16 protein-coding genes are annotated in these 15,467 nt (G+C 46.4%); 8 read left to right on the plus strand and 8 right to left on the minus strand.

Annotated features, from left to right (window positions below):
• Positions 1-15: 15 nt before the first annotated feature.
• Entirely contained in the window at positions 16-501 is a 486-nt protein-coding gene (locus DWW90_RS19375; protein ID WP_122346150.1) for a pyridoxamine 5'-phosphate oxidase family protein, read from the minus strand.
• A 274-nt stretch (positions 502-775) separates the two neighbouring features.
• Between DWW90_RS19375 and DWW90_RS19380 the strand changes: the two genes are divergently transcribed.
• Positions 776-1,363, plus strand: coding sequence for a DUF417 family protein (locus DWW90_RS19380; RefSeq protein WP_122346151.1), 588 nt, complete (start codon positions 776-778; stop codon positions 1,361-1,363).
• A 66-nt stretch (positions 1,364-1,429) separates the two neighbouring features.
• On the opposite strand, the gene DWW90_RS19385 is transcribed toward DWW90_RS19380, so the two are convergent.
• From DWW90_RS19385 to DWW90_RS19405, 5 genes are all read right to left on the minus strand, one after another.
• Complete coding sequence (locus tag DWW90_RS19385; RefSeq protein ID WP_115498564.1) at positions 1,430-2,005, minus strand: FKBP-type peptidyl-prolyl cis-trans isomerase; 576 nt, start codon at positions 2,003-2,005, stop codon at positions 1,430-1,432.
• A 5-nt stretch (positions 2,006-2,010) separates the two neighbouring features.
• Positions 2,011-3,555, minus strand: coding sequence for a glycine--tRNA ligase (locus DWW90_RS19390; RefSeq protein ID WP_122346152.1), 1,545 nt, complete (start codon positions 3,553-3,555; stop codon positions 2,011-2,013).
• A 360-nt stretch (positions 3,556-3,915) separates the two neighbouring features.
• Positions 3,916-5,259, minus strand: a complete 1,344-nt coding sequence (lpdA, locus tag DWW90_RS19395) for a dihydrolipoyl dehydrogenase (RefSeq protein WP_122346153.1) — start codon at positions 5,257-5,259, stop codon at positions 3,916-3,918.
• 35 nt (positions 5,260-5,294) lie between these two features.
• Positions 5,295-5,714, minus strand: coding sequence for a PH domain-containing protein (locus DWW90_RS19400; RefSeq protein ID WP_115498568.1), 420 nt, complete (start codon positions 5,712-5,714; stop codon positions 5,295-5,297).
• Between the two features lie 138 nt (positions 5,715-5,852).
• Positions 5,853-6,554 carry a hypothetical protein gene (locus DWW90_RS19405; protein WP_122346154.1) on the minus strand — a complete coding sequence of 234 codons (702 nt, stop codon included), beginning with the start codon at positions 6,552-6,554 and terminating at the stop codon, positions 5,853-5,855.
• A 202-nt stretch (positions 6,555-6,756) separates the two neighbouring features.
• Between DWW90_RS19405 and nadB the strand changes: the two genes are divergently transcribed.
• Complete coding sequence (gene nadB / locus DWW90_RS19410) at positions 6,757-8,331, plus strand: L-aspartate oxidase (RefSeq protein WP_115498570.1); 1,575 nt, start codon at positions 6,757-6,759, stop codon at positions 8,329-8,331.
• Between the two features lie 15 nt (positions 8,332-8,346).
• Complete coding sequence (locus DWW90_RS19415; RefSeq protein WP_122346155.1) at positions 8,347-9,462, plus strand: DUF4221 family protein; 1,116 nt, start codon at positions 8,347-8,349, stop codon at positions 9,460-9,462.
• 19 nt (positions 9,463-9,481) lie between these two features.
• Here the strand turns inward: DWW90_RS19415 and DWW90_RS19420 are convergent, their stop codons facing one another.
• Entirely contained in the window at positions 9,482-10,843 is a 1,362-nt protein-coding gene (locus DWW90_RS19420) for a M56 family metallopeptidase (RefSeq protein ID WP_233547831.1), read from the minus strand.
• A gap of 5 nt (positions 10,844-10,848) precedes the next feature.
• On the minus strand, positions 10,849-11,211 hold the full coding sequence (locus DWW90_RS19425; RefSeq protein WP_115498573.1) for a BlaI/MecI/CopY family transcriptional regulator: 363 nt from the start codon (positions 11,209-11,211) through the stop codon (positions 10,849-10,851).
• Between the two features lie 226 nt (positions 11,212-11,437).
• On the opposite strand from DWW90_RS19425, the gene DWW90_RS19430 reads away from it, so the two are divergent.
• The 5 genes from DWW90_RS19430 (at position 11,438) to DWW90_RS19450 (ending at position 15,215) form a co-directional block, all read left to right on the plus strand.
• Positions 11,438-12,979, plus strand: coding sequence for a sulfatase (locus DWW90_RS19430; protein WP_122346162.1), 1,542 nt, complete (start codon positions 11,438-11,440; stop codon positions 12,977-12,979).
• Between the two features lie 81 nt (positions 12,980-13,060).
• Positions 13,061-13,393 carry a type II toxin-antitoxin system RelE/ParE family toxin gene (locus DWW90_RS19435; protein WP_122346156.1) on the plus strand — a complete coding sequence of 111 codons (333 nt, stop codon included), beginning with the start codon at positions 13,061-13,063 and terminating at the stop codon, positions 13,391-13,393.
• Positions 13,371-13,676: a helix-turn-helix domain-containing protein gene (locus DWW90_RS19440; protein ID WP_122346157.1), complete on the plus strand. Its 306-nt coding sequence runs from the start codon at positions 13,371-13,373 to the stop codon at positions 13,674-13,676. Before DWW90_RS19435 ends, DWW90_RS19440 begins: the two co-directional genes overlap by 23 nt.
• A 119-nt stretch (positions 13,677-13,795) precedes the next feature.
• Complete coding sequence (locus tag DWW90_RS19445) at positions 13,796-14,830, plus strand: Fic family protein (RefSeq protein ID WP_122346163.1); 1,035 nt, start codon at positions 13,796-13,798, stop codon at positions 14,828-14,830.
• A gap of 124 nt (positions 14,831-14,954) precedes the next feature.
• Positions 14,955-15,215: a DUF6722 family protein gene (locus tag DWW90_RS19450; protein WP_122346158.1), complete on the plus strand. Its 261-nt coding sequence runs from the start codon at positions 14,955-14,957 to the stop codon at positions 15,213-15,215.
• Positions 15,216-15,467 lie beyond the last annotated feature (252 nt).

A 15,467-nucleotide genomic window follows, 5' to 3' on the forward strand; every position in this document is an offset into this window, starting at 1 on the left:
TTGGCAACAAAAGTACTAATTAATTCTCAATTTATCATGCGGTGCCCCGAATTCCTTGCAGCTCACCTCATCCAGTTCGACAATCCATATCTTTACATTCTTCACGGCCGGGTCAGAGTAGCGGAATTCTTTATCCGAATACTGTTTCATAATGATATCCAGCGCTTCCGTTTTTTTATCGAAATCTTCTTCAAAACGAACTTTACCCCAGCTGATCACGCTCTTGGAACGCATCCGGTAGCTGCAAGCCACTTCGGGATGTTGGAAGACCAGGTCATGATCGGTACTGAACGTAATGCATACGCGCGGATTCCGCTCCAGGACAGAGATACTCCGCCCTTCCTGTGCCGAATGCAGGTATATAACACCATCGCGATAGCCGAAGTTCATTGGCAATACATAAGGCGTTCCATCCGTATCTGCCAACCCTACATAGCAAATATCACATTTCTTAATGATCGCTTCGATCAACTCTTTGTCAGTATGTACTAATGTTCTCATCTTTTATTTCCGTTTTTCTGTCTACAAACATACAAGTTTTTATCGTTTCCATCAATTCTTTCCGGTTTATTCGCGAACCGCCCCTGCGAGGCTTGGTTGTTTCATATTTGGCAAATAATGAACTTATTTATCCCCAATGATTATCGGGTGAGCCCCAATATATACCGCAGATTAGGGAAAATTGATAACTTATACGGCATAATTGCCATTTGCTACAAGACAAAAGAGGGCGTACTTTGCATTATAAAAGATAACACATAAAAACAGCAAAGACATGATGACTAAATTAAGTAACTTATTCTACACATTTCTGAACATGGTGGCTTCTACTCAGAAGCTGGGTATTAACCTGATCCGCGTTGCGATCCTGATCATTTTCGTCTGGATCGGAGGATTGAAGTTCTATAACTATGAGGCGGAAGGCATCGTTCCGTTTGTAGCCAACAGCCCGTTCATGAGTTTCTTCTATACGAAAAGTGCTCCCGAATATAAAGAGTATAAGCTGAAAGAAGGAGAGTTCAACGAGACAAAACACCAGTGGCATGTGGAAAACAATACATACGGATTCTCGCACGGATTGGGCATCCTGATTATGGCGATCGGCATTCTTACGTTCCTGGGTATTTTCTCCCCTAAAATCGGTTTGGTCGGCGCAGGACTGGCAATCATCATGACAATCGGAACGCTTTCCTTCCTCGTCACAACACCCGAAGTATGGGTTCCGGACCTCGGAAGCGGAGAACATGGCTTCCCTCTTTTGACAGGGGCCGGCAGATTGGTGATAAAGGACACGGCGATTATTGCCGGGGCAATCGTGTTACTTTCAGACTGTGCACAGAGAATACTGAAACAGAAAAGATAATAAAGAAGAAAGGGAGCTCTTGACAAGAACTCCCTTTCTTCTTTTATAGCCAGAGAAATATTTAGCTTAACTCGGCTTTACGGCCTGTACATCTACCGAGACAAGTTCTATTTCAAATATCAAAGTCGAATAACCAGGAATACTACCGCTTCCATTTGCACCGTAAGCTAATTGCTGCGGAATCCAGACTTCGTATTTATCACCTTCAACCATATGCTGCAAAGCGACTCCCCAACCGGTAATAACCGAACCATATTGGGTTTTAACACTTGTAACCGGATCTGTAATTGTAGTACTATAATAAGGACTTACTGCACAATTAAACGGGGTTCCGTCTTCAAGCAACTTCTGGTCAAAGACCGTTCCGTCCGTCAAAGAGCCTTTATAGTAAACCGAAACAAGGCTATTGAAGTAAGCCTGTTTGCCATCCCCTTTCTTGATCAGTTTGGCAAAGACAAAACCGTCATTATCTTCTGAAGCCCATTTTTCGTATCCTTCGTTTATTTTTGCCTGGAAAGCAGCTTCCTGTTCCAGTTTATAAGCCTCTTGCTCAACAGCCTTCTTGTCATCATCGTCGTCCTTACAGGAAGAGACAGCGAGAACACAGAACAACATCAACGCGATATGCAGGTATTTCTTCATTCGTTTTACTCCATTATCTTTTTTAATAAATTCTTCATGCTTACCTTTTCGGAGATAATCTCATGCAGCTTGTCGATGCTGACACGTTCCTGTTCCATCGTATCGCGGAAGCGGATCGTGACACAATTATCCTTCAAAGTATCGTGGTCAACTGTAATACAGTACGGGGTTCCGATAGCATCCTGGCGGCGGTAGCGCTTGCCGATAGAATCCTTTTCATCATACTGGCAACGGAAGTCGAAGCGCAGCATATTGACGATCTCTTCCGCCTTTTCGGGCAGACCGTCTTTCTTCACCAACGGCAATACGGCCAACTTGATAGGAGCCAACGCTGCAGGCAATTTCAGTACGACACGTGTCTCGCCGTTTTCCAGCGTTTCTTCGCAATAAGAACCGGCCATCACACTCAGGAATACGCGGTCGACACCGATAGAGGTTTCGATTACGTACGGCGTATAGCTCTGGTTCAGTTCCGGATCGAAGTATTGTATTTTCTTGCCGGAGAATTTCTCGTGCTGGCTCAGGTCGAAGTTCGTACGGCTGTGGACACCTTCCACTTCCTTGAAGCCGAACGGCATTTCGAATTCGATATCGGTAGCGGCATTGGCGTAGTGGGCTAACTTTTCATGGTCGTGATAACGATATTTCTCGTTACCCAATCCCATAGCCTGATGCCATTTCAAGCGGGTCGATTTCCATTTCTTGAACCATTCCATCTCTTCGCCCGGACGAACGAAGAACTGCATCTCCATCTGTTCGAACTCGCGCATACGGAAGATGAACTGGCGGGCGACGATCTCGTTACGGAAAGCCTTACCTATCTGTGCGATACCGAAAGGAATCTTCATACGGCCGGTCTTCTGCACGTTCAGGAAGTTCACGAAAATACCCTGTGCCGTTTCCGGACGCAGATATATCTTGGAAGCTCCTTCGGCAGTCGAACCCATTTCGGTCGAGAACATCAGGTTGAACTGGCGCACATCCGTCCAGTTACGTGTTCCGGAGATCGGGCAAACGATTTCGCAATCCAGGATCAGCTGGCGCAGGTCCTCGAAGTTGGAGTCGTTCATATCTTTTGAATAGCGTTCGTGGATTTCGTTCCACTTAGCCTGGTATTCGAGTACACGTCCGTTGGTTGCACGGAACTGGGCTTCGTCGAAAGCGTCGCCGAATTTCTTGGCAGCCTTGGCAACTTCCTTATTCATCTTTTCCTCGATCTTTGCCAGATGGTCTTCGATCAGCACATCGGCGCGATAACGTTTCTTCGAATCTTTGTTATCGATCAGCGGGTCGTTGAATGCGTCAACATGGCCGGATGCTTTCCAGATAGTCGGATGCATAAAGATAGCGGAGTCGATGCCGACAACGTTTTCGTGCAACAGTGTCATGCTGTCCCACCAATATTTCTTTATATTGTTTTTCAGCTCTACGCCATACTGTCCATAATCGTAGACTGCACCTAAACCATCATAAATCTCTGAAGAGGGGAATACGAAACCGTATTCTTTACAGTGCGAAACTAACTTCTTAAATACATCTTCTTGTGCCATAATAATAATTTGCCAATTAATCAATTTGCCAATATGCCAATCAAAACCATCCCGTGCAACCTGCCAATTCTCATTGGCATATTAGCACATTGGCACATCGGCATATTATTTAAGGTTGCAAAGTAAATGATTTTTTCGGTAATCTGTAGCATTTTCAGCCGCTTATAAAGATATTTATGATGAAACGTCACAGAAGAGATGCCTTTTTCTCCCCGGCCGGGAGAAAACAGATGAAAAAGTTTCACCTGTTCCTTCGGGCTGAAACTTTAGTTTCATCGGCATGAAACTTTTGTTTCACGGGCAAGAAACTTTAGTTCCGTCGGCTGAAACTTTTTATTTCATGCCGACGGAACTCATTTATCAAAGGGCTTCCTTGATGATTTCGCCTACGGTCGGGTGCGGGAAGACAATGGCCTTCAGTTCGTCCGCCTTCATGCCTTTTTCGATGGCGATACCGGCAATCACAATCAGTTCGGAAGCCGGATTACCTAACAGGTGGGCGCCGACGATCGTTTCGTCTTCGGCCAGGATCAACTTACAGACACCTTTGCCTTGTTCGTTTTCGGCGACAAAGCGGCCGGAGAACGCCATCGGGATTTTCTTCACGGTGTATGGAGTTCCTTCGGCTTGCAGTTCTTCTTCCGTCTTGCCGACACCAGCTATTTCGGGATTGGTGTAGACAACGCCCGGTATCGCCTTATAGCTCATGCCGCGGCTCTTGCCTAAAAGATGGTCGACGGCCACTTCCGCCTCGCTAACAGCCGTATGCGCTAATAGGGAGAAAGCTGTGATATCGCCACAGGCATAGACGTTCGGAATGGAAGTCTGCATATATTCGTTCACCTTGATGCCACTGCGGAATGGTTCGGGCGCTAATGTTTCCAGGCCGAATCCTTTGGTTACGGGACGACGGCCGACGCTCAACAGGACCTTTTCTCCCTGAACGACGAATGTCTCGCCGTCTTTCTCAACCGTCACGCCTTCGGCACTTACGGCTGTCACCTTGTGTCCTAAATAGAACTTGATGCCGCGTTTGGCGTATTCGGCCTGTAACATTTCGGACAGTTCCCTGTCCATCGGGCCGAGAATCTTATCCAGCATTTCGACCACGTGCACTTCCGTTCCCATGCTGTTGAAGAACGAAGCGAACTCCATGCCGATCACACCGCCGCCGATAATCACTAACGATGCGGGCAGTTCTTTAGACTGAAGGGCTTCGCGACTTGTCCAGTATTCCGTCTCCGCCAATCCGGGAATCGGGGGGATAACGGTTTCCGAACCGGTACAGATCAGCAGGTTGGCAGCCTCATAAACCGCTTCTCCGCAGGCGATAGAGATAGTTCCGTCGGCTGCGCGTCCTTTTATTTCGGCCTCGCCGCTGACGACTTCCACGCCGTGTTCCTTCATCTTCATGCGGATACCGGCTGTCAGCTTTTTCACCACTTTATTCTTACGGGCGACAATCTTCGCAAAATCGAAAGTTGGGTTCTCCGCACTCACCGCATATTTGGGCGCGTGTTTGATCGTATCATACACTTTGGCAGAATAGAGCAGCGTCTTTGTCGGCACACAGCCTTCGTTCAGACAAACACCGCCTAACGCATTCTTCTCAAAAAGCAAGGTAGACAAACCACCTGCAGCCGCCTTTTCAGCAGCTGTATAACCGGCGGGACCGCCTCCGATTATGGCAACATCGTATTTCATGTTCTCAGATTTAATTAAGTTTTATATTGTAAGATTTATATCATCGGCTCCTTAATCCGGATCTCCGGATTATGCTTCCGCAACAGCTTAAGGAAGTCCTGTTTATTTACGGGAGAAATCAGCAACCATTGCGCGTCTCCCTTATAAATAATCAGCCGGTCCAGCGACAGGGCATAACTCGAAACGGGCATGACTGTCACTTCCACCGCACTGATCTCCGAAATGGGAATCCGTTTTTCCGGGAAGAGGCTGCAATGAGCAATCAGGTAACCATCGTCAGTCACCTTATACCAGGTCGACAACAACATATGCACGCACTCTAACGTAAACAGCAGCAGCACGATCATCGTGACGGGAGACTTGCCGCCGACAAAAGCAAAAACAGTGCTTGCAGCCATTACAAACAGTATCAGATGATACCACCAACCAACTTTCGATTTAAAGACTCTGTCCATTATCCTGAATTTTGGCGAAAGATAATCATTTTATTTCTTTTGGCGATCGGGGGAATAGAAAATGCGCCGCTACTTCTCAGTAACAGCGCATCCACTTAAACCGGTCAAACAATTCCAAATAAGGAATATATCTTTTCTTTACTTTACGACTTCGAGGACAGTATAATACTGCAACTGGTCGTTGTTGTTATACTGTTCGTTCTTGACGACACCGACATTCGGCGCATACCATTCATATCCGTAGCCCTCGATCGTTTCTTTCGGAGAGCGGGATTTGATTTTATACTTTACTTTCGTGCAGTCGAACGTGCCGGCAGGAGTCGTCACCTGTTCCGTTGTCACATATTCGCGGTCGTAGATGGACACGTTCTTGCGATCCTTACGGTTCTTCTTCGAATAGATCTGGATGTAGGCATCATCGAAATAGACATCGTCAGCGTTGCCGGAAGGAGCGTTTGCCACACTCGGATAGTTGAGGACGGCATCTGTCGCCTCCACATCAGACTGCACGGTGGAGACAAAGGACGGGTTGGAGAGGACTTCTTTCATGTCCATAAAAAACTCGCCGTTCTGGCAGAAAGCCTCCAGGTCGCCCTTGTCGTAGACTGTCCCGGCATTGTTCTTAAACACGTAATCAGCTTCCACTTCAAGGCCGGAAGGGATGTTTTTCACTTCGTCGACGGTGTAAGTCATCACACTCTGCAGGTTCCCTTTTGCATCGTAGCCTTTTTTCACGAGCTGCGTGCCTTTGGTCTGTGGGAAAAAGAACGTACAATCCTGAGCCATCGCACCGGCTGCAAACAGCAGGGCCAGCGCACTCAATATTACTTTAGACTTCATATTTTAAAACGTTTAAGTATTAATAATTAGCAGGATATCCAATGCCCCAATAGAACAGGGTTCCTTTCTGAGATGTTTACGCCGGGAAGTTTAAAATATCAAAAGAATCGGTAATACGGACTATTTTGCACGAAAGCAGCCTTTTCAAGGTACAACCAAATAAGTTAATTCCTAACTTTGTCAGCCACAAAGGATATAAACTATGGTACAACAATTCGATTTCTTAGTGATCGGTTCCGGTATCGCCGGCATGAGCCTCGCTTTGAAGGTAGCCGATAAGGGGAAAGTAGCCATCATCTGCAAGACAGAGTTGGAGGAAGCGAACACTTACTTTGCACAGGGAGGTATCGCTTCGGTTACAAACCTGCTGGTAGACAACTTCGACAAACATATTGAAGACACAATGATTGCCGGCGACTGGATCAACGACCGGGAAGCCGTGGAAATGGTCGTGCGTAACGCTCCCGACCAGATCAAGGCACTCATCGACTGGGGCGTGAACTTCGACAAGAAGGAGAACGGCGAGTTCGACCTCCACCGCGAAGGAGGACACTCCGAGTTCCGCATCCTGCACCACAAGGACAACACCGGCGCCGAGATACAACTAAGCCTGATCGAAGCAATCAAGAGACATCCCAACATCACGATATTCAACCATCATTTTGCGGTGGAGATCATCACGCAGCACCACCAGGGCATCATCGTCACCCGCTACACGCCGGGCATCAAATGCTATGGCGCATACGTCCTGAACGAAGACACCGGCAAGGTGGAAACCTTCCTGTCTAAAGTGACGGTCATGGCAACAGGCGGTTGCGAAGCTGTTTACCGCAACACGACCAATCCGTTAGTGGCTACCGGCGACGGTATCGCAATGGTCTATCGTGCCAAAGGCGCTGTCAAGAACATGGAGTTCATCCAGTTCCACCCGACCGCCCTCTTCCATCCGGGCGACCGGCCCTGCTTCCTCATCACCGAGGCGATGCGTGGTTACGGCGGCGTACTGCGTACGCTGGACGGAAAAGAGTTTATGCAGAAATATGATAAACGCCTGTCCTTAGCTCCGCGTGATATCGTGGCCCGTGCCATCGACAACGAGATGAAACTTCGGGGTGACGACCATGTCTATTTAGATGTGACGCATAAGGACCCGGAAGAGACGAAGAAACATTTCCCGAATATCTATAAGAAGTGCCTTAGCATCGGCATCGACATCACGAAGGATTATATCCCGGTAGCTCCGGCCGCCCATTACCTGTGCGGCGGTATCAGTGTCGACCTGAACGGGCAGTCCAGTATCCGCCGTCTGTATGCGATCGGCGAATGTTCGTGCACCGGCCTGCACGGAGGAAACCGCTTGGCGTCGAACTCGCTGATCGAAGCAGTCGTATATGCCGATGCAGCCGCCAAACATATCCTGAGTGTCCTCGAACGCTACGACTTCAACACTGATATCCCCGAATGGAACGACGAAGGCACGATCTCGACTGAAGAGCGTGTGCTGATCACCCAGAGTATGAAGGAGGTGAACCAAATCATGGAATCGTACGTCGGTATCGTCCGCAGCAACACCCGTCTGACCCGCGCCTGGAACCGCCTGGATATCCTGTACGAAGAGACAGAAAGCCTCTTCAAGCGTTGCAAGGCTTCCAAGGAACTGTGCGAGTTGCGTAACATGATCAACGTCGGCTACCTGATTACGCGCCAGGCGATGGAGCGTAAGGAAAGCCGTGGACTGCACTATACGATTGACTATCCTCCGGTAAAGAAGGACTAAACACATCTTTCTATTATGGAAAAGCCCTATTTATTATTATTCTTTTTACTCTTCTCTGTTGCTTGTTCAACAGAGAAGAAGTATGAAGCCTGCCAACTAAAGCAGACAGATAAAACATTGTCTTTCCCGATCGATCCGGACACGAAAAACAATTTCAATATCTATTCGATCTATAAAGACAAAGACGGAAAAGAGTATTTTACGTTCCAGAATTATGATAACAATACGATCCACTTCTACGACCTGAAGCAGCAGAAGCAAGCATTTAGAATAAATCCGCCCCGGGAAGGCAGTAACGGTGTCGGGAGAACATTCGGTTATTATATTCATAACCTCGACAGTATCTATGTCTTCAGTTGGGTTGAACATGAGTTTTATCTCATCAATAAAGACTGTGCGCTTCTCGACAAACAAAGTTACCCGGAACATAAGTCATCCTGTTTCATGGCCACCGCCGCCCAACTGCCGGTACGCCTCGGGCGCACTTTATATACCTGTATCGAACCGAACCGTTGGATCGAACATGATCGTGTCACCGTTGCAATCGATATGGATACAAAGGAGAGCAAAGCGCTCCCTTTCGACTATCCCGACTATCCCGGATCGGAAGTGAAACTAAAGAAATATGGCATGGAAGGCAGTTACAGCCGTTGCTATGACGGCGAACGTTTCGTTTACTCCTTCCATTACGACGAGAATATCTATGTTGCCACTCCCGAACACGACTCGATACGGAAAGTCCCGGTCAAAAGTAAATACTTCGATAAGGTACAACTGCCGGACGAACTTACCGCAAGCCCTGAAAACTTTTGTGTAAACGCCTGGTATAACAACCTGCTGTACGATCCCTACCGGGAAGTGTATTACCGGATCGCTTACCCGCCTTCGACTTTGGATAAAGGCGTCCGGTCGATGGAACTCATCCAATTCGGTCGCAAGAACTTCAGCATCATCATTCTCGACAAGGATTTCCGTATTGTCGGAGAAACGCTCTTCCCCGACAACACTTATAATCCCGGAATCATGTTCGTACGTCCCGAAGGGGTATATATTTCCGACAGCCATTTTCTGAATCCGCAGTTCAGCGACGATATTCTTAGTTTCCGGATGTTTGAATTGGTAGAAGAATAAAGCTGCCAACGATTCTACATCATTTCCCTTTCGGCGGATAATCTTTGCGTGGATCTCCGAAGAAAAACAGAGTCGGGACATTCTTTCCTGCCTCTGTTGCCTGGTATCCGGCAAAAGCTTTTCCTGCTATTTCCAATGCTTTTTCTACTGCGGCATCACTCGTATGCTTGTCGCACAGGAAATAGATCATCACAGGCTTGCCGCCGGAAGATTCAGACAAAGTCGTTTTCAGCAGGGCAGGCATCTCAGACATTTCTGCGAATTCATTGTTATAAAGTATCTGATCCCTTGCATTGATAAAGAAGTCGGCCTTCTTCGTCTGGGCCTTCATAAACTCGAATCTTGCCGTACCCGAGAGCTTACCGCCACCGGCCTCTTCGATATACCGGTCGATCTCCCTGTCGAATAATTCGCGGGTGTACGGTTGGTCAGCCGAAGAAATTGTCGTACCTTCGCTTTGGACTAAGTTTGTCAACTCCCGGTTCACATCCGGGCGGGCAAAAGCAAGCATACTGCATGCCGCTACCGGAATTAGAAGCACGAGCTTCAACCGGGCCCAACTGTTTGATTTCTCTTTTAACATCATAGTAATTCGTTTTTTAATTTTACTGTGATTGAAGCTGTTAGCAAAGGTGTAGGAGCTCGCGCTAACAGCTTTTTTCACTAATAACAATTGATATTTCGTTGCATCGATGCCACTTTTCAGTACGCCCATATCGGCCTGGTATTCATGAACCTCCTGCAGCTCCCGCTTCAACAACCAGGCAGCCGGATTGAACCAGTGCAGGAGCACGATGACCTCCGCATAAATCAGATCCAGCGAATGGTGCTTACGAAGATGAACCAGCTCGTGTGTCAATATCTCATCCGGATAGTCGGAATAGTCTTTTAAGGAAAGAACAATATACCGTCCCCAGTTAAAGGGTGCCACCGCCCTGTTCACCAAGACCAGCGTATAATGTTCCCGGCGAACCTTTTTCCCGCTTCTGATCAGCCACAGCAGACTGATAAACGAACGGGCCAACAGACCTGTCCCGATCACGATCCCCGCAAAATAAAGATAGACAATCAACTCTCCCCAAGAAACAAATGCCTGCACAACATCCGCCGCCTCCGTCGGAGCCTCCGCCTGCCGGGAGACAGCCTCTCCCATCTCCTCCTCTATCATCTCCTCCAATTGTTGCAACGGCATCTGCAGGGCACCGGGCGAAGCCGTCCGTATCCCGACAAACGGCAGCAGTATGCAAACCAATATCCCCGCCAACAACACGATCCGATTGAAGCGGAAGAATGTCTCTTTGCTCAGCAGCGCCTTATAGCCGAGGTAAAATAACGTTAGGCAACAGGTCGACTTGATCATATAGAGAAGAAAGGCCGTCATATCACTTATTTTTTACGGTTCTTAATCTGCTGCAACAACTCTTCCAGTTCCTCCACCGACAACTCGTCACGGTCTATCAGCGAAGAAACCACACGTGTATAGGAATCGCCGAAATAACGGCTGACCACATTCTTCAATGTCTTATTGCGGTATTCATCCTCTGAAACCAATGCATAATACTGATACGTGTTTCCATACGGACGATAACCAATATAACCTTTTTCTTCCAGCACGCGAACTATTGTGGAAAGCGTGTTGTAATGCGGCTTAGGCTCCTCCTGCAAATCCAGTAGTTCACGGATGAACAAAGGGCCGTTCGTCCAGAAATAGCCCAGTATGTCTTCTTCTTTGGGAGTCAGTTTCTTCATGTTTCGTTCTTTATTTACTGATGAATACCCAAAGATAACTATAAAGAGCAATAATGCAACTATGATTAATAGTTAAACTACTATATTTAGCAATAATTAGATACATATTGCTTTAATCGTAAATATTTACTAAAGCAAACAGAAGCCTCTTCCATTTCTTCCGCAAAGCGTATCTTTGCCATACAAGCAACACACACAGGAATATAAACCGAAAAACACAAAAAAGATGGACAAACGAATCTTATTGCCTCTGGCACTCCTTCCCGCCTTCCAAGCAGGAAACATCCAAGCTGCCGACCAACCCGCCAAACGCCCCAACATCATCCTCTTTATGGTTGACGACATGGGTTGGGAAGACACCTCCCTGCCCTTCTGGACAGAAAAGACACATTACAACGAAGTCTACGAGACCCCCAACATGGAACGCCTTGCCCGACAGGGAGTCATGTTCACACAGGCATACGCCAGCAGCATCAGTTCCCCGTCCCGTTGCAGCCTGATCACCGGGACGAACGCCGCCCGCCACCGTGTCACCAACTGGACACTTCAAAAAGACAAGACGACCGACCGCAAAGACAGCCTGCTGGACATCCCGGACTGGAACTACAACGGCGTCAGCCAGGTTCCCGGAACCAACAACACCTTCGTCGGCACCTCTTTCGTCCAGCTACTGAAAAATAGCGGCTATCACACGATACACTGCGGAAAAGCCCACTTCGGAGCCATCGACACTCCGGGCGAAGACCCGCACCACTGGGGATTCGAAGTCAACATTGCCGGCCATGCCGCCGGCGGATTGGCAAGCTATTTAGGCGAAGAGAACTACGGGCATACGAAGGATGGCCGACCGACCTCCCTGATGTCCATTCCCGGCCTCGAGAAATATTGGGGCACGGAGACATTCGCCACCGAAGCGCTGACACTCGAAGCGATCAAGGCCCTCGACAAAGCGAAGAAGTACAACCAGCCGTTCTATCTCTACATGTCGCACTACGCCATCCATATCCCGCTGAACAAGGACATGCGTTTCTACGACAAATACAAAAAGAAAGGAATGACCGACCACGAAGCCGCCTACGCCACCCTGATCGAAGGAATGGACAAGAGCCTGGGCGACCTCATGGACTGGCTCGAGAAAAACGGTGAGGCAGATAATACAATTATCATCTTTATGAGCGATAACGGCGGCCTGGCCTCCGAATCGGGCTGGCGTGACGGTCCGTTGCATACGCAAAACTATCCGCTGCTGAGCGGGAAAGGTTCCCTCTGCGAAGGAGGCATACGCGAACCGATGATCGTCAGCTGGCCGGGTGTAGCCAAACCGGATACCCGCTGCGACAAATATCTGTTGATAGAAGACTTCTACCCCACTATCCTGGAAATGGCAGGTGTAAAAGATTACCAGACGGTGCAACCCATCGACGGCGTCAGCTTCGTCCCCTTGATCACCGGCACAGGCGATCCCTCCGACGGCCGTTGCCTCTACTGGAACATGCCGAACAACTGGGGCAATGACGGCCCGGGCATCAACTTCAACTGTGCCATCCGCGACGGCGACTGGAAGCTGATCTACTACTACGCCACCGGCAAAAAAGAGCTCTTCAACATCCCCGCCGACATCAGCGAAAAGAACGACCTCAGCCCCCGTCACCCCGAAATCGTCAAACGCCTCTCCCAAAAACTCGGCTCCTACCTCCGCCAGGTAGACGCCCAACGCCCTTCCTTCAAGACTACGGGGAAGAGTTGCCCTTGGCCAGATGAGAGATAAAGAGGTCGAAGAAATAATGACAAAACAAAGAAAAGAATCAATCAAAGTTGTATTTATATATAACATTTCATATATTTGCCCATGAAAAAGATAATCGCATATAAAGGATACTTTAATGACTTCTTACAGAAACTGTCAAGAGAAGAACAACATAAAGTTTTGCGAACATTAGATATGTTTATGACAGAAGATAAAATGCCAAGTCATTATATCAAGTTCATAAGAGACGGTGTTTATGAGTTTCGTATCAGTTACGGTAATAACGAATTTCGTATTTTCTTCATATATGATGGCGAAAACATTGTTGTACTATTCAACTGTTTCAAAAAGAAAACTCAGAAAACACCTGATAGAGAAATCAATAAAGCAATTAAATTAAAAAAGGAGTATTATGGAACTAAAGGAAATCAGTAAGGACATCTATGATGTTAGTGCATTACTTGACGATGTTTTAGGTAAGGAAGGCACTCCTGAACGGGAAAAGAATAGAGAAAAAGCATGGGAAGAATACAATGCTCAAATCCTGTTGGATGCCCGTAAGAATGCAAGATTAACGCAAGCAGAACTCGCCAGGCGTATCGGAGCAGACAAAGGGTATATCTCAAGAATCGAACGAGGATTGACCATACCCACCGTTTCAACCCTATACCGCATAGCCGCAGCAATGGGATTGACAGTGGAATTGCGTCCGATGTAAATCATATTCCTTCAAAATCTAATGGGACAACATTAAGCTCACATTCCCTATCTTTTTAAGCTCATATCTTAGATATTTGAGCTTAATGTTGTAGCTTTGTGAGCTTAAAAGCAAGAATGATGGAGAAAGAATATGCAATCATCGCCTTTATAAAAACACATCCGGATTGTTCTTCAAAAGAGATATTCGACGGGTTGAATGGCCTCATCAGCTATGCAACTGTTAAACGACGAATTATTTCTCTATTAGATAAACAATATATCCTTCAATCTGGAAATGGAAAAAATAGCAGATATAGCATTTCACCTGCTTATAATCTATTTTACCCGATAGACATAGAATCGTATTACCGTAAAGAAATCGACGAACGTAATATTTTGCCGGGATACAATTTTTCCTTGATACCAGAAGTATTAAGCAAAGTGTCCTTGTTTACCGAAGAAGAATTGAAGCAGTTAAATGAGCTACAAAGCCTGTTCTTACAAAACATATCGCAACTTACTCCAAACGAATATCGTAAAGAAATGGAGCGATTAGGTATAGACTTGAGCTGGAAATCATCTCAAATAGAAGGTAACACTTATTCGCTTCTTGAAACAGAACGCCTGCTGAAAGAGAAAGAAACTGCAGCCGGAAAAACGAAAGAAGAAGCAATCATGCTGCTGAACCACAAAGACGCATTAGACTTTATTGTCCAGAATCCTGATTATCTGGAGCACCTGACAGTAGCACGCATTGAAGATATACATAGCATCTTAATAAAGGAATTAGGTGTAGACCGGAACATCCGAAACCGCCGCGTAGGTATAACCGGAACCAATTATCGTCCGATAGAGAATGAATTCCAAATCCGTGAGGCACTGACGCAAACATGCGATTTAGTAAACAGCCGTAGTAACATATTTGAGAAATCATTGCTTGTATTAGTCCTCTTATCATACATCCAGGCATTTAATGATGGAAATAAACGGGTTGCCCGTATTGTGAGTAATGCTATCCTGATTGCCAATCATTATTGCCCTATTTCTTTCCGAACAGTAGATTCAGTGGATTATAAAAAAGCAATGTTACTGTTTTACGAACAAAACAACATCTCAGCGTTCAAGCAGATCTTTATCCAGCAATTCCGATTTGCTGTAGAAACATACTTCTAATAGACTAAACAATAGCCAGGAGTCATATCATCTCCCGTCAAAAATAAACCGAAAAGGTAGGAAAGGTTTAAAATCTTTTCTACCTTTGTAGTAATTATATGTTTTAACTGTAAAATGCTTAGCTATGAAGAGAAAACGAAATGTGAACGTACAGGTTCTTCCGATTGTTAAGGAAGATAGTATAAATGTCTCAAAAGAGATTGCAAGATATTTATTGGATATATCGAAGCTGGTTATTGGCGGAGCGGTGATAACAACGGCTTTGGATCTAACATCTAATAAAACGATATTAATAAATATATCATTAGGTGCAGCAATTATATTTGCAAGTCTTGGTTTGACTATATTATTCAAAACTTATAAAAGAAAGGGAAATAAGCTATGAGTGCAGGTATCTATTTATACAGTATGTTAGGAATCATCGGATTAGCTATTCTTATATTTATTCTTACTCCAGCAGGGAAACGCTGGCTGGATAAAATATCATAAAGATAGAATCTTTATATGGAAAGAGAGCTTCTTAGCAAAGAGGCTCTCTTTTTATGTAAGGAAAGCTATGTTGTAGCGCTTAAAGGAAAGACAACAAAAAAAGGGCATCCTCTCGGACGCCCTTTCTCATTCAATACTAAAACTCTCT

This window comes from Parabacteroides sp. AF17-28, assembly GCF_003479205.1.
GTDB lineage: Bacteria > Bacteroidota > Bacteroidia > Bacteroidales > Tannerellaceae > Parabacteroides > Parabacteroides acidifaciens.

Bases quoted from the DNA above. Each gene is read 5' to 3' on its own strand.
- lpdA (WP_122346153.1), bottom strand. From the start codon at position 5,259: ATGAAATACGATGTTGCCATAATCGGAGGCGGTCCCGCCGGTTATACA.
- DWW90_RS19450 (WP_122346158.1), top strand. From the start codon at position 14,955: ATGAAGAGAAAACGAAATGTGAACGTACAGGTTCTTCCGATTGTTAAG.
- DWW90_RS19430 (WP_122346162.1), top strand. From the start codon at position 11,438: ATGGACAAACGAATCTTATTGCCTCTGGCACTCCTTCCCGCCTTCCAA.
- DWW90_RS19440 (WP_122346157.1), top strand. From the start codon at position 13,371: ATGGAACTAAAGGAAATCAGTAAGGACATCTATGATGTTAGTGCATTA.
- DWW90_RS19390 (WP_122346152.1), bottom strand. From the start codon at position 3,555: ATGGCACAAGAAGATGTATTTAAGAAGTTAGTTTCGCACTGTAAAGAA.
- DWW90_RS19375 (WP_122346150.1), bottom strand. From the start codon at position 501: ATGAGAACATTAGTACATACTGACAAAGAGTTGATCGAAGCGATCATT.
- DWW90_RS19400 (WP_115498568.1), bottom strand. From the start codon at position 5,714: ATGGACAGAGTCTTTAAATCGAAAGTTGGTTGGTGGTATCATCTGATA.
- nadB (WP_115498570.1), top strand. From the start codon at position 6,757: ATGGTACAACAATTCGATTTCTTAGTGATCGGTTCCGGTATCGCCGGC.
- DWW90_RS19425 (WP_115498573.1), bottom strand. From the start codon at position 11,211: ATGAAGAAACTGACTCCCAAAGAAGAAGACATACTGGGCTATTTCTGG.
- DWW90_RS19420 (WP_233547831.1), bottom strand. From the start codon at position 10,843: ATGACGGCCTTTCTTCTCTATATGATCAAGTCGACCTGTTGCCTAACG.
- DWW90_RS19415 (WP_122346155.1), top strand. From the start codon at position 8,347: ATGGAAAAGCCCTATTTATTATTATTCTTTTTACTCTTCTCTGTTGCT.
- DWW90_RS19380 (WP_122346151.1), top strand. From the start codon at position 776: ATGATGACTAAATTAAGTAACTTATTCTACACATTTCTGAACATGGTG.
- DWW90_RS19385 (WP_115498564.1), bottom strand. From the start codon at position 2,005: ATGAAGAAATACCTGCATATCGCGTTGATGTTGTTCTGTGTTCTCGCT.
- DWW90_RS19445 (WP_122346163.1), top strand. From the start codon at position 13,796: ATGGAGAAAGAATATGCAATCATCGCCTTTATAAAAACACATCCGGAT.
- DWW90_RS19435 (WP_122346156.1), top strand. From the start codon at position 13,061: ATGAAAAAGATAATCGCATATAAAGGATACTTTAATGACTTCTTACAG.
- DWW90_RS19405 (WP_122346154.1), bottom strand. From the start codon at position 6,554: ATGAAGTCTAAAGTAATATTGAGTGCGCTGGCCCTGCTGTTTGCAGCC.